16 protein-coding genes are annotated in these 13388 nt (G+C 63.7%); 7 read left to right on the top strand and 9 right to left on the bottom strand.

Features of this window, described 5'->3' with window-relative positions:
• Positions 1–86: 86 nt before the first annotated feature.
• Together AO692_RS22070 and murA are read right to left on the bottom strand one after the other, a co-directional pair.
• Positions 87–965, bottom strand: coding sequence for an N-acetylglucosamine kinase (locus tag AO692_RS22070; RefSeq protein WP_054312190.1), 879 nt, complete (start codon positions 963–965; stop codon positions 87–89).
• On the bottom strand, positions 962–2218 hold the full coding sequence (gene murA / locus AO692_RS22065) for a UDP-N-acetylglucosamine 1-carboxyvinyltransferase (RefSeq protein ID WP_054312189.1): 1257 nt from the start codon (positions 2216–2218) through the stop codon (positions 962–964). The genes AO692_RS22070 and murA overlap by 4 nt, the downstream gene beginning before the upstream one ends.
• A 152-nt stretch (positions 2219–2370) precedes the next feature.
• Between murA and AO692_RS22060 the strand changes: the two genes are divergently transcribed.
• Positions 2371–3222: a MurR/RpiR family transcriptional regulator gene (locus AO692_RS22060; RefSeq protein ID WP_054312188.1), complete on the top strand. Its 852-nt coding sequence runs from the start codon at positions 2371–2373 to the stop codon at positions 3220–3222.
• A gap of 314 nt (positions 3223–3536) precedes the next feature.
• On the opposite strand, the gene AO692_RS22055 is transcribed toward AO692_RS22060, so the two are convergent.
• Both AO692_RS22055 and AO692_RS22050 read right to left on the bottom strand, forming a co-directional pair.
• Entirely contained in the window at positions 3537–4001 is a 465-nt protein-coding gene (locus AO692_RS22055) for a hypothetical protein (RefSeq protein WP_054312187.1), read from the bottom strand.
• 69 nt (positions 4002–4070) lie between these two features.
• On the bottom strand, positions 4071–4304 hold the full coding sequence (locus AO692_RS22050; RefSeq protein ID WP_054312186.1) for a hypothetical protein: 234 nt from the start codon (positions 4302–4304) through the stop codon (positions 4071–4073).
• A 521-nt stretch (positions 4305–4825) separates the two neighbouring features.
• Here AO692_RS22050 and AO692_RS22045 point away from each other — a divergent pair.
• The 3 genes from AO692_RS22045 to AO692_RS22035 all read left to right on the top strand — a co-directional run bounded on the left by AO692_RS22045 (position 4826) and on the right by AO692_RS22035 (position 9503).
• Positions 4826–5731: a thioesterase domain-containing protein gene (locus tag AO692_RS22045; RefSeq protein ID WP_054312185.1), complete on the top strand. Its 906-nt coding sequence runs from the start codon at positions 4826–4828 to the stop codon at positions 5729–5731.
• Between the two features lie 218 nt (positions 5732–5949).
• Positions 5950–8334, top strand: a complete 2385-nt coding sequence (locus tag AO692_RS22040; RefSeq protein ID WP_244483444.1) for a phosphoketolase family protein — start codon at positions 5950–5952, stop codon at positions 8332–8334.
• Complete coding sequence (locus tag AO692_RS22035; RefSeq protein ID WP_054312183.1) at positions 8334–9503, top strand: acetate/propionate family kinase; 1170 nt, start codon at positions 8334–8336, stop codon at positions 9501–9503. Before AO692_RS22040 ends, AO692_RS22035 begins: the two co-directional genes overlap by 1 nt.
• A gap of 1 nt (position 9504) precedes the next feature.
• Here AO692_RS22035 and AO692_RS22030 read toward each other — a convergent pair whose 3' ends face one another.
• Both AO692_RS22030 and AO692_RS22025 read right to left on the bottom strand, forming a co-directional pair.
• Positions 9505–9702 (bottom strand): hypothetical protein, encoded by a 198-nt coding sequence (locus AO692_RS22030; protein WP_054312182.1) that lies wholly within the window; start codon positions 9700–9702, stop codon positions 9505–9507.
• A 99-nt stretch (positions 9703–9801) separates the two neighbouring features.
• Positions 9802–10512, bottom strand: coding sequence for a DUF1236 domain-containing protein (locus AO692_RS22025; protein WP_054312181.1), 711 nt, complete (start codon positions 10510–10512; stop codon positions 9802–9804).
• A gap of 176 nt (positions 10513–10688) precedes the next feature.
• Here AO692_RS22025 and AO692_RS22020 point away from each other — a divergent pair, with 176 nt between their 5' ends.
• On the top strand, positions 10689–11015 hold the full coding sequence (locus AO692_RS22020) for a PRC-barrel domain-containing protein (protein WP_054312180.1): 327 nt from the start codon (positions 10689–10691) through the stop codon (positions 11013–11015).
• Between the two features lie 20 nt (positions 11016–11035).
• Here the strand turns inward: AO692_RS22020 and AO692_RS22015 are convergent, their stop codons facing one another.
• Complete coding sequence (locus tag AO692_RS22015; protein ID WP_054312179.1) at positions 11036–11251, bottom strand: hypothetical protein; 216 nt, start codon at positions 11249–11251, stop codon at positions 11036–11038.
• Here AO692_RS22015 and AO692_RS22010 point away from each other — a divergent pair.
• The gene (locus AO692_RS22010; protein WP_054312178.1) at positions 11250–11564 is read left to right on the top strand and encodes a low affinity iron permease family protein; all 315 of its coding nucleotides are present in this window, start codon (positions 11250–11252) and stop codon (positions 11562–11564) included. The genes AO692_RS22015 and AO692_RS22010 overlap by 2 nt on opposite strands.
• Before the next feature lie 16 nt (positions 11565–11580).
• On the opposite strand, the gene AO692_RS22005 is transcribed toward AO692_RS22010, so the two are convergent.
• Positions 11581–12420 (bottom strand): aminoglycoside adenylyltransferase domain-containing protein, encoded by an 840-nt coding sequence (locus AO692_RS22005; RefSeq protein ID WP_161808110.1) that lies wholly within the window; start codon positions 12418–12420, stop codon positions 11581–11583.
• Positions 12421–12467: 47 nt separating this feature from the next.
• Positions 12468–13070 (bottom strand): TetR/AcrR family transcriptional regulator, encoded by a 603-nt coding sequence (locus tag AO692_RS22000; protein ID WP_054312176.1) that lies wholly within the window; start codon positions 13068–13070, stop codon positions 12468–12470.
• 61 nt (positions 13071–13131) lie between these two features.
• On the opposite strand from AO692_RS22000, the gene AO692_RS21995 reads away from it, so the two are divergent.
• Positions 13132–13377, top strand: a complete 246-nt coding sequence (locus AO692_RS21995; protein ID WP_054312175.1) for a hypothetical protein — start codon at positions 13132–13134, stop codon at positions 13375–13377.
• Positions 13378–13388: the final 11 nt, after the last annotated feature.

Raw genomic sequence — 13388 nt, 5'->3', positions numbered from 1 at the left:
ACCGAAGAGTGTCGGGGATCCATTCCGGAACGCAGACAAATGCGCGAGGGTTCAGACCGGGCTTCATTTGCTGCCGGCGCCACTTGTCAACGTCTGGCGCGTTGCCTCGCCAGGATGATGGCGCCGGAGACGGCGTCGCCGTCCGCCGGCTTCAGCCGCCGCCGCACGTCCGGCGCCAGCCAGGGCTCCAGCGGACTGGAGAGGCCGCCCAGAAGCGTCACGCGCGGGGCACCCTTTTCGAACAGCGTGCGCACCAGCGTGTCGATATGTTCGGCCGCCGACTGGACGATGCGCCGCCCGGCGGCATCCCCCTGGTCGGCGTGGCGCATCACCGTCGGGGCAAGGGCGGCATAGTCGGTCGCGCTGGCACGGTCCATCCAGGCCACCGCTTCCATCGGATCGTCCTGGAATCGATGCATGATCTCGGAGAGCAGCGCGGAACGGTCGTGCCGCCCGTCATGCGCGCGCAGCGCCAGCTGCACCACCTTCAGTCCGAGATCGGCGCCGCTGCCTTCGTCCGAGATCGGGAAGCCGTAGCCGCCGACGCGCAGAGGCTGACCCTCGACGAAGCCGAGCCCGATCGACCCGGTGCCGGCGATGACGATGGCGCCGTCGAGACCCGAATGCGCGCCGAGGCAGGCACCCATGCCGTCGCTGGTGAAGTCGATGTCGAGAAAGGGGTGTTCGATCGCCTGCAAGGCTTCCAGCGCACCCTTGCGGCCGATGCCGGCCAGGCCGATGCCGGCTGCGGTACGCTTGAATTCGGCAGCGCCGAAGCCCGCTTCTTCGGCGGCCGCCCCATAGGCGCGGGCGATCGACGCCCAGGCCGTGTCGATGCCGAGACGCGTCGTGGCGGGTCCGGAAAGACCCTGGCCGAGGATGGTGCCGGCCTCGTCTTCGATGCGGGCACGGCAGCCGGTACCGCCACCATCGACGCCGAGATAGAATCGCGGGGCGGTTTTCATTCGCGGAACCGCTCGATGGTGGCACCGCACATGCGCAGCTTGCGGTCGAGGCTCTCATAGCCGCGGTCGAGATGGTAGACGCGGTTGACGATGCTTTCGCCCTCGGCGACGAGCGCGGCCAGCACCAGCGAGACCGAGGCGCGCAGGTCGGTCGCCATCACCTGCGCGCCGCGCAGGGGTGTGCCCCCGCGCACCAGCGCCGAGGTTCCCTGCAAGGTGATGTTGGCGCCCAGCCGCATCAGCTCCGGCACATGCATGAAGCGGTTTTCGAACACGGTCTCGCGCAGCAGCGAGGCACCCGGCGCGCAGCACATCAGCGCCATGAACTGCGCCTGCAAATCGGTCGGAAAGCCGGGATAGGGTTCGGTCGTGGCATCGACGGCGCGCAGCGGTCCGTCGCGCGAGATGATCAGGCCGCGGTCGCCGGGCCAGACGCTGACGCCGGTCGCTTCGAGGATCTGTACCACCGAGGCGAGATGCTCCAGCCGCGCATGCGTCAGCTCCAGCTGACCGCCGGTGATGGCGGCGGCAATGGCGTAGGTGCCCGCTTCGATGCGGTCGGGGATGGTGTGATGCGTCGCCGCGCGCCAGGCCGTGCCGCCCTGGACCAGGATGCGATGGGTTCCGGCGCCTTCGATCGTCGCGCCCATCGCGTTCAGGCAGGCGGCGAGGTCGGCCACTTCCGGTTCGCGTGCGGCGTTGACGATCTCGGTCTCGCCTTTGGCTGCCGTTGCCGCCATCATCGCCGTCTCGGTGGCGCCGACGGAGGGCGAGCCGAGCACGATGCGCACGCCGGTCAGGCCGTTTGGCGCGCTGGCGACGATCGAGCCGCCCTGGATGCCGATGTCGGCGCCGAGCTGAGCGAGCGCCTTGATATGCATGTCGACCGGCCGTGCACCGATGGCGCAACCGCCCGGAAGCGACACCTGCGCCTGGCCGAAACGCGCCAGCAGCGGCCCCAGCACCAGCACGGTGGCGCGCATCTTGCGCACCGTGTCGTAGGTCGTCTCCCTGGAGACCACCGCTTTTGTTTCGATCGTCACGGCATGCGCCGAGCGGCTGATCTCGGCGCCGTGCTGGGTGATCACGCTCAGCATGTTGTCGACGTCGCTGACCGCCGGCAGGTTGGTCAGTTCGAGCGGATGGTGGCTGAGCAGCGATGCCGCGATCTGCGGCAGCGCCGCATTCTTCGCGCCGGAGATCGCGACCGCACCCTGCAGCCGCTGCCCGCCGACGATGCGCAATCTGTCCATGGTTCAGGATCCATTCCGGCCGCCGTCGAACCGGCAGGGCCGATGCGAGAGTTGACCCGGATATTCTTCCCTGTCAACCTGCATTGGAATATTCTATTCCTGATCCGGATCGGGCGAAACATGTCCGGATCGGGACGGAAGAGGCAGGTCCTATGTCGGTTCTCACGAAGATCCACGCCACGCTCGACACCATGGCGCCGGCCGACCGGCAGATCGGCCAGTTCATCGTCGACAATCCCGACGAGATGCTGCAGCTGTCGTCCGCCGCGCTCGCCGAACAGACCGGCCGCAGCCAGTCCAGCGTGGTCAAGTTCTCGCAGAAACTCGGCTATGCCACCTACCAGCAGCTGAAGCTGGCCGTCAGCGAGGCCAAGACCAAGCAATGGCAGGCCCCCGTCGGCATGGTGCATGGCTCGATCGAGCGCGGCGACGGCTACATGACCGTCCTGCAGAAGCTGGTCGCCAGCAAGTTCGCTTCCATGCAGCAGACCACGTCGATCAACACCGAACAGACCATCGGCGAAGTGCTCGACCGGCTGGACAGGGCCGATCGCATCCACCTCGCCGGCGTCAGCGCTTCGGCACTGGTGGCGCGCGACTTCGCCATCAAGCTGATGAAGCTCGGCCGCAACGTGCTGCATGACAGCGACAGCCATGTGCAACTGGCCAGCGCCTCGTCGCTCGGCCCGAGAGACGTCCTGTTCGCATTCTCCCACTCTGGCACCAGCATCGAGACGCTGCGCATCGCCGAGCAGGCCAGGGCGCGGGGCGCCGCGGTCGTCGTCATGACATCGCTGAAGAGCAATCCGCTCAGCCGCATCGCCGACCTCGTCCTCTACTCGGTGGGCGACGATGACGGCGTGCGCTCCTCCGCCATCTCGGCGCGCGATGCGCAACTGGCACTCACCGACCTTCTGTTCATTCTGCTGGTGCAGCGCCAGCCGGACGCGAACGAGCACATCCGTGACAGCGAGGCTGCCGTATCGGCATTGAAGCAGGCCTAGCGAAAACGGCCGGGCTCGGCAAAAAAAAGCCGTTCGGATGACCGAACGGCGCAGTCGGGAGTATTTCAATGAAGACCCATACCAACGGCCCTGGCCGAGGTTGGTTCAAAAATTCCGCTTCGCGTGCCCGACCGCGCGGTGCGGTCATGTCTTGATCGCCTTCGCACGCGATCAACGTTGGAGATTGGCCGAGTCGCCCCTCCTCTGGTCATCCTCGACCTCGTGAGCGACCGCAGGGAGCGGAGAGTGTCGGGGATCCATTCCGGAACGCTGAAGGAATGGCACGAACGCCAGCGCCGGCGAGCCGGTGCCGGCTACAGCCCGGGCGGCCGCCACAGAAGCGCGGACAACGTCGCGAGACAGAGAGCGGCAAAGACCAGGACGGTGTTGACCGCGTGCGAATACTCCCATTGCCGCCTGAGCAGTTCCCAGTTTGCAGGAACGGTCGTCCAGTTCTGCGTGGCCTGATTGGCGGGCAATGTCCAAAGCACGAAGATGACCAGCATCAGCACAAAGCAGAACGCGGCCAGGAGCGCTGCCCAGAATGGCCCGCCTTGCGAGCGGACGCAGATCGCGAGCAGGACGTTCATGGCAAGCGCGCCAGGCCAGAGCAGGCCGAGAATCGCCCATCCGTAATAAATGCCCTGGACGGTGAAATACGCGGTCTGCGGCAGGCCGATCTTGTTCGGCAGTGCGGCGAGGTGTGCTCCGGCGGGGACGAGTGCGAGGGCCGAAAGGACGATGGCAAGAAACTGGACGATCTTGGTGACGGTGATCATCTCGGCGCCACCGTCGCACGGATGGCGAACTTTGCGAGATCGCGCATCGTTTTCCCTATCCGGATTTCTCTATCTGGCCAGCGCGGCGAATTCCCGGGCACGGGCGCGAAGCGACATCTTCATGCGCCGCTCGCCCCTCACGCCAGCGGCGTACAGGGCCATCACCGAATGAGCGAGATTGGCGCCTTCCTCGGAATGCTTGGACACGCCCTGCCGCCGGCACGCTTCGTCATAAACGTGTGAAAGAAACGCCAGGTCTTCGGGATACGCAATGCCACGACGTGTCCCGTGATGAATACCCATCTTGGGCTCCTCGGGTTGGATACGTCCTTGGGTTCCCTGAACTGCAGGATAACCCCACCGGGGTGGTTACCCGCCCTCACGATATGTTGCGGTCCACGGCTTTCGTCAGCTTCACAGCGAATTTGGCTGCACAAGCAGCAACTAACGCGCTGGAAAAGAGTGATCGAGCCTTGGTCAGGAGCAGCGCCGTTTGCGGAAAACCGCGGGCCGCTCGGCCGTCGGCGGCGCGAAGGCGGCAAATTAAGCAAAGATGGATATCTGGAGAAAAACACCTTTCCGCGACAGGTCTTGGGTGTTATTTTAGAGGCGACGAATTTATCGCAAGGACTCATAATAGAGGACTTATGATGTCTTCCGAGAGTAAGGATATCGTTCTGTGTGATGCAATAGAACATGTATTGCATAGAAAGGTATCAGCTCAGGAAAGCACGTTAAATTGCCTTAATATCAATAAGCTTCTTCATGTCATCTCTGAGTATCATGAAAGAACCGGGATCGAGATCGACGTCAACTCCGTCTATATGACACCGGAGATAGGCAAATTCGCCAATGCCGGGCGTCGAAACGAGCCGGCGCGACTTCCCAAGATCATAAAGCTCCGCGACGGTGATCCATCCTGTCCGGTCTTCTTTTTCGCCGGCGGAGCAAGCTGCCTGTTCGAGATCAAGGACGTGTTGCAGGGCTTCGTGCACCAGGGCGCGCTCTACGGGATCCGCCTGTCCGACTTCCCGGCGGCAAATCCTGCGCGGGTCTCCGATGAGATCGACACCTGCGTCGCGGCATTGGCCGCGGGAGGGTTCAGGCCCCCGTTCCGGCTCGTCGGATATTCCTTTGGCGGGGTTTTCGCCCTGGAGCTCGCCCGCGCGCTCACCCGGCGAGGTCAGGCGGTCGACTTCGTGGCCATGATCGATACGCCGACGAGCGAACACGCGTGGCCGCTGTCCGTCTGGCTCGCATATCACGTCGACAGGCTGACCCGTCGCCTGAAGCGGCCTCCCGGGCCCGCCGCGCAGCGAGGCGGTGGGCATCAGCCGCGCCGGTCGCTGGCGGCAAGGCTGTGGAAGCCGTTCAACAGGCTGCTGTTCCGCTTCAGGAGCCCGCTCGCGGAGCACTATCCGACAATGGCGCCGCAATGGGCCGGAAACTATCCGCCAGCCTATGATCGCGCCGCACGGCAGCTTTTGCGCATGAAGGGGCTTTATCGGCCGACGCGGTACTCGGGGCCGGTGCATTTCTTTCGTGCCACCGGAGGCTCCACGCTGGATTGCGACCCGCGTCTGATCTGGCGGCCGTTCCTGCCGGGCGCGGAATGGTTCGACATGCCGGGAACGCACCAGAGCGTGGTCGTGGGGCGCCATGGACAGCATCTGGGAATAACCATGTCCGGGCTGATGTCGCGAAGGCGCGCCTGGATGGCCTCGTCCTGAAGGCGACCTTTCCTGAGTTCCGTGATCCGAATCCGGCCCGTAGGGTCACGGGGCCTCCTGAAAAGGAACGTCAGGCGACTTCCCGGGTTGAGGAATGTCGGGCAGCGTGTGCAGGCGGTTACAATCGCGTATCGTCATCATTGGCTCCGCCGAGCCCAACCCCTGTGCCCGGATTCCACGGCGCAACACTTCGGCAGATGAGGAAATGGAGCGAGACCATGACCAGCAACGCACCGCAGCTTGAGATGATGGACCGGTACTGGCGGGCGGCGAACTATCTCTCGGTCGGTCAAATCTATCTGATGGACAATCCGCTGCTGCGGGAACCTTTGCGGGCCGAACATGTGAAGCCGAGACTGCTGGGGCATTGGGGAACCACGCCGGGCCTCAATTTCATCTATGTCCATCTGAACCGCCTGATCCGCGAGCATGATCTCGACGTGCTTTTCATCTGCGGTCCCGGCCATGGCGGCCCGGCCATGGTTGCCAACACATGGCTGGAAGGAAGCTACAGCGAGATCTATCCCGACATCGGCAGCGATGCCGAAGGCATGAAGAAGCTGTTCAAGCAGTTTTCTTTCCCCGGTGGCGTGCCGAGCCATGTCGCGCCGGAGACACCCGGTTCGATCCACGAGGGCGGTGAACTTGGCTATGCCCTGGTCCATGCCTACGGCGCGGCCTTCGACAATCCGGATCTGGTCGTTGCCTGCGTCATCGGCGACGGCGAAGCCGAGACGGGGCCTCTGGCCGCCGCATGGCATTCGAACAAATTCCTGAACCCCCAGGTGGATGGCGCGGTTCTGCCGATCCTCCATCTCAACGGCTACAAGATCGCAAATCCCACGCTGCTGGCGCGGATGGACGACGATGAACTGAGAAGCCTTTTCATGGGCTACGGCTACGAACCTTTCTTTGTCGAAGGCAGCGATCCGAAAGCCATGCACGCCCTCATGGCCGCGGCCCTCGACGAAGTCATGGATCGCATCCGCGTCATTCAATCGGCTGCCCGCACGGCGAAGACGAAAGCCATCGGGGTGCCGCGCTGGCCGATGATCGTCCTGCGCAGTCCGAAAGGATGGACCGGGCCGAAGGAAGTCGATGGCGAAAAGGTCGAGGGCTTCTGGCGCTCGCACCAGGTGCCGGTTTCCAATGCCCGCGGCGATGCCGCGCATCGCCGGATCCTCGAGGACTGGATGCGCAGCTACGAGCCGGACCGACTGTTCGACGCGTCAGGTCGCCTGCAGCCTGAAATCGCCGCTCTCGCTCCCAGGGGCACCAAACGCATGGGGGCGTCGCCCTATGCCAATGGCGGGTTGCTGAAGAAGGATCTGGTGCTGCCCGACTGGAAGCGCTTTGCCGTCGACGTGCCGATGCCCGGCAGTCGCGTGGGAGAGGCGACGCGCACCATGGGCACCTATTTGCGCGACGTCATCGGCGCGAACGCTTCGTCGCGCAATTTTCGATTGATGGGGCCCGACGAGACGTCGTCGAACCGGCTCGATGCCGTTTTCGAGGTGACGGATCGAGTCTGGATGGAAGATATCGAGCCCTATGACGTCCATCTTGCTCCGGAAGGACGGGTCATGGAGGTGCTCTCCGAACATCTCTGCCAGGGCTGGCTGGAAGGCTATCTGCTGACGGGCAGGCATGGGCTGTTCTCCTGCTATGAAGCTTTCATCCACATCGTGGATTCCATGGTCAACCAGCATGCCAAATGGCTGAAGACATCGGCGGAACTGCCGTGGCGCAAGCCGATCGCGTCGCTTAACTATCTTCTGACGTCCCATGTCTGGCGGCAGGATCACAACGGGTTCAGCCACCAGGACCCAGGGTTTTCCGATTTCGTTGCGAACAAGAAAGCCGACATCGTGCGGCTGTACTTCCCGCCGGATGCCAACACGCTCCTGTGGGTCACCGACCATTGCCTGCAGACATGGAACCGCATCAACGTGATCACCGCGGGCAAGCAGCCTGCGCCGCAGTGGCTGGCAGCCGATGAGGCTGAGGCCCACTGCAAGGCGGGGGCCGGCATATGGCAATGGGCCTCGACATGCCCTGCCGGCGAGCATCCCGATCTCGTGATGGCGTGCGCGGGCGACGTCCCCACCATGGAGACGCTTGCCGCCGTCGATCTTCTCGCCGGGGAGTTTCCGGATCTGCGGATCCGGGTCGTCAACGTGGTGGATCTGATGACGCTGCAGGCCAACAGCGAACATCCGCACGGCTTCACCGATGAAACCTTCGACGCGCTCTTCTCGCAGGACAGGCCGGTCATCTTCGCCTATCACGGATATCCATACCTCATTCACAGGCTGACCTACCGACGCGCCAACCATGACAATTTCCACGTCCATGGTTTTCGCGAGGAAGGAACGACGACCACGCCCTTCGACATGGCGGTCATGAACGGGATCGATCGCTTCCATCTCGCCTTGGCGGCCCTGCGTTGGCTTCCGCAACTGTCGGAGCGGTCGGCTGGGTTCTCGGCCGCGCTCGAAGGAAAGATCGAGGAACACAAGGCCTATGTCCACGAACATGGCGAGGACATGCCGGAGGTCCGAAACTGGACCTGGCGTGGTCGTGCGGGCGAGGCCGGAGCGTGATGAACAAGACGATCCTGGCGTTGAACGCTGGTTCGTCCAGCGTCAAGTTCGGCATCTGCGAGCTCGATCGTGCGGGCGAGCCGACGATGGCAGCCCGGGGATCCCTGCAGTTCGGCCCTTCGGCCCGCATCAAGGCAAAGGCGGAAGACGGAAAGTCTCTTGTCGACCGGGCTCTCCCGCATGGCGATCAGGAGGGGGTGATCGGCGCGCTGCTGGACTGGGTCGAGACCGAATCCGGTGGACGTGAAATATCCGCCTGCGGTCACCGCATCGTCCATGGCGGGACGTCGTTTTTCGATCCTGTCCTGTTGACGCCGGAGCGCATCGACGCCGTCGAGGCGCTCACGCCGCTTTCGCCACTGCATCAACCGGGCAGCGTCGCGCCGATCCGCGCGATCGCGAAATTGAGACCGCAGCTTCGGCAGATCGGATGTTTCGATACGGCCTTTCATCGAACGATCGATCCTCCCGCGAACCGCTTCGCCTTGCCAAGAGGCTATGAGGAAAGGGGCATCCGCCGCTATGGCTTCCACGGGCTCTCCTTCGAATCCATCGCAAGCCGGCTTGCCGCCGAGGGGAAGGCGGATCGGCGCACTGTCGTCGCCCATCTCGGCAATGGTGCCAGCCTGTGCGCCATGCGGCACGGCCGCAGTCTCGACACGACCATGGGGTTTTCCGCACTGGATGGGCTGGTCATGGGGACGCGTTGCGGCACGCTGGATCCCGGCGTGCTGCTTCACCTGCTGCAGCACGACAGGATGTCTGCGGATGAACTTCAGCATGTGCTCTACGAGAAATCCGGACTGCTGGGCGTTTCGGGAATTTCCGCCGACATGCGCGAACTGGAGGCAAGCGCCGATCCCAAGGCGCGCGAAGCGATCGAGCTTTTCGTCTTCCGGGCAGCGCGCGAGATTGCCGCGCTCGCCAACACATTGGGCGGGCTCGACTGTCTCGTCTTCACGGCCGGCATCGGTGAAAAGTCCAGCGCCGTCCGAAAGGCGATCTGCGACAGGCTGGGCTGGCTGGGCATCGCCCTCGACGAAAGCTCCAATCTCGCCCACGATCCAATCATCAGCGCTGCGGCCAGCACGATCGAAGTCAAGGTCATGCCGGCCGACGAGGAGATCGTGATTGCCCGCCATGTGCTCGAGGTGATCGGCACGACCTAGACTAGCGCTTCAAGTTGGGGCTCACCTTTTCGACCTCGGCGCGGGTGCTGGTCTTAGGAAGATTGCCGCCCGCCTCCGGGTTGGGAGCCGGATCCTCGCGTGAATCCCGAGCCGGTTTGTTGCTTGGATCCGTGCCGGGCCGCTTGGGCACCTTTCTCGGCGGCGCTGGAACGTCCTTGGTCTTTTTCACATCGGCCATAGCGTCCTCCTTTGCAGACGCAACACCTGCCTGGACCCGAAGGTTCCAAATGCTTTTTGCCGTGGCTGGTGATCCGCTTCCGTGAAACGGTGAACCGCCCTAGGCCAGGACGGCGACCACTTCGTAGGTATCCGGATCCAGGATCACGATGCGCCCATCATCGAGGACGAAATAGACATAGCCTTCGTAGTCCGGCACGATCCTGATGATGCGCGGCGGAAGCCGGTGCACCTCGATAGTCCTCGGGATCGCCACGCCCACCGAGATCTCGACGTCGATGTCACGTGCCGGCGCAACCTTCGTCTCTCGGATCACCTGCGTGATCTCGGTTTTCTGTTCCGCGGTGACGTTCACGGTCGTGGAGGACTTGCCCGAAGGCTGGCTCTGCTGCGTCGTGTCGGAACCCGGTTCGGATTTCGGCTCCCCGCTTCCTTCCGTTTTCGGCCGATCCGCTTTCTGATCGGTCGTTGTACCCTGCGTACCTTGCGCTCCCTGGCCTGCTGGCTGTTCGCTGCCTTTCTGCTCGCCGGACTTCATCGTACCTGAGCCGCCTTGTTCACCGGCTGGCTGATTTTGGCTGGGGGCCTGCTGCTGTTCGGCCGGTGCCTGCTCCGATGGATTGATGGGCGCCTCCATGCCGTCCCCTCCCGTGGCGCCTTCCCCGGCGTTACTGGGCGGTGTCTCCTTGGTCGGCTGCTGCTGGCTTGGATCCTTCTTGAGGATCTCGGGCTGCTCTGTCTGCGCCATCGCCGTGGTGACGCCGGTGCTCAGGCAAAGCGCCAGGGTGGTTTTCAGGATGATCCCTTTCATCGGAAAGCTCCTCCGATCGGATAGTCCCTTCGTGGCGCTAACTCTTCCCGATAGCCATCGTTCCTTTTTCCTCGGTCCCGCCGTCCCCTGCATCGCTGCAGGCTTTCGGGCTGCAGATTTTCGGAACGGAGCACCGGTTCGGTGGTTGGGGTTGTCTAAACGCAGAGGAGACAATCATGGACCATACCAATCATGTCCGCCTGACCGAGGCCGAATTGATCCCCGACATCATCGAGGGTGCGACGGTCTACGGTCTCGATGACGACAATGTGGGCTCGGTTTCACATGTCCACGGCACGGGTCCGACCAGCGAGATCATCGTCGATGTCGGCGGCTTTCTCGGTATCGGCACGAAGCCCGTGGCCTTGCAGGCCAACCAACTGGAATTCATGCGTGACGAAGACGGCGAGGTTCACGCCGTCACCGCATTCACCGAGGAGCAGCTGAAATCGATGCCCGAATACAAGGACGGCGACGACCCGCTGCCATGGCCTCCGGCATGAGCTGAAGGACCAGGGCCTGGCTATTGCGGCGTATGGCCGGGGATGATCAACGCGCCCGGCCCGCCCGTCGAGAACAGGAACCCGATGTAGAACATCGCCAGCAGGACGGCGACGATCAGCGCAATCTTCATGACTGTTGGCATCGCGATGGCCCTTTGCGGCCCTATGGCGGGATAACAGTCGAGGCAGCGTTGCCGTTCCCGGAAGCTGGTGGCCGAACCGAGGAGTGAGCGCATGACCGTCGCCAGCGTCCTGACCCATCTCGGCACGGCTACCGCGCGGCCATGGGCGTTTCTGATCCTGATCGGCTACGCCGTGCTGTGGTTCGTCTTCGAACGGGAGACCTTCGACTGGCACGGCTTCGCCACAATGGCGACCTGGGCCATGACGCTCTTCATCCAGCGGGCGGAACATCGGGACACGCAGGCGCTGCAGGCCAAGCTGGATGAATTGCTGCGCGCAAACGCCCGTGCGCAGGACGAGCTCACCACCATCGACGAGAAGGAGCCCGAAGAAATCGAACGCCGCCGCAAGGCCGAAGACGGCTAGGATACGTCGAAACCAGTCACCCGGTTGGCGTTCCGGCGCCTTCCCGGTTGCCGTTGCGCGAGCGCATGTAGTCCCGGAATTCCAGCAGCGGCGTGCGCTGCCAGGGTCCGCCTGACAATTGCCTCTCGCGGATCGTTTGCGGCCAGCTCCGGTCCCGATAGGCGGCGAGGGCCTGGGCGACGATTTCCCTCAGGTCTTGCGGCAGGTGCGACAGGGCCCAGACGCCGGCTTCTTCCTTGCCCGGCACGATGCGCTCCGCCGCTTCCGCCATCATGGCCCAGCGGCATAGGTTGAGGATCCCGTAATAGGGCGATCCGAGGATGTTTTCGTCTTCCAGGATCCAGTCGATGTCGCCGCGCACCGAGGCCAGGTAGTCGGCCCACGGCAGTTCACCGATGGCGTCACGGGGCGCCGGGCCATGGAGGCTGCGGCCGCGATGCCTGGCCACCGTCAGATGGGCGAGGAGGTCTTCGTCGGTCGGTGGCTTGCCCTCGGGCCACGGCTGCCATCCGCTGGTCGTCTCGCTGAAATGGACGAGGCTGGGCAACGGGTGCTGCGGCGACTTTGCATCGGCGGCATCGATGACGCTCACCTCGAGGCCGCCGGCATAGGGCCTGTGCGAATGATGCCGCTCGAAAAGGCTGTACAGCCGGCGCGCCTGGTCGGCCGACAGGTCCTCCACCAGCACCAGCAGGTCCACATCGCTCTTCGGGGCATGAAAACTCTCCATGGCAAGCGAGCCGTGCAGGATGACGGCGCAAAGGCGGTCTCCCAGCTCGGTCCTGAGGTCGTCGACCACGCCCGCGATGTGGTTCCGCAAAATATCATCGGCGCTGTCCAGGCTCGCACCATGCATGTCTTGGCCTGCCCCGGGTTTCTTGGGTGGGGGTTTCTTGGACGGCTTCATGTCGCTTCAGATAGGAAGACGCGCCGGAGATTGTAGTCGACCAGCGCGATGGCATCGTCGGCGCTGCGCATGCCCATCAGCACGTCGTAGGACATGCCGTTCGACAGGGCGAGCAAGGTTCCGGCCTCACGCATCAGCTCCAGGCCCTCGTGAAGTTGCCCGGCGGCCTGCGCGCCGGCCAGCAGCTCGGTGACGAGTTCGTCCAGTCCGGGCTTGGAAGGGCGGATGACATGCTCGGCCAGCAGCGGATCGTTCACGGCCCGGACCCCGTAGGCAAGCTGGATCAGCGTCGACTGCCGGCTCTCCTCATCGAGCGGCAGCAGTCCGAGCAGCAGCACCCGGATCGCATCCCTCAGCGAGGCGCCCTCGGGCAGCCGGCCCTCGATGCGTTTGCGATCATGCTCGTTGCGCAGCGCAAGCGCTTCGACGAGCAGGCGCTCGCGTGTCTCGAAATAGTATTGAACCAGCCGCGTCGACACGCCGGCCTCCGCCGCCACCTGGCGCATCGACACCTCTTCCAGACCACGGCTCGCCGCGATCCTCCACAGCGCCTCGGCGATCTGGAGGCGGCGCAAATTGTGATCGACACGTTTTGGCATGCAGCGATTGTCTGGTTTTTCTTTTATGATACGATCGTATCACATAAAAAGGAGAACGACATTGAGTGAACGGACCCCCGCAAAGAAACACATTTCTCCCTGGGCCGCAGCAATCTGGATCGTCTTTGTTGGGCAAGGCCTCATCGCGACCGTGGTGGAGCTCATCTGGGGCAAGAAGATCGCCCTGCCGGGCATCCTCGCCGCCTACGGTTTTCCGATGCCGTGGTGGGGCGGGCTGGCGATAGCGGCATTCGGAGGAGCGCTGCTTTTCGCGATGCACAAACGTGGCGTCCGGGTATCGGATTGAGCGGTTCGTCC

Source organism: Mesorhizobium sp. 1M-11, from assembly GCF_001303895.1.
Taxonomy (GTDB): Bacteria; Pseudomonadota; Alphaproteobacteria; order Rhizobiales; family Rhizobiaceae; genus Mesorhizobium.
This window is presented reverse-complemented; position numbering and strand designations above follow the sequence as displayed.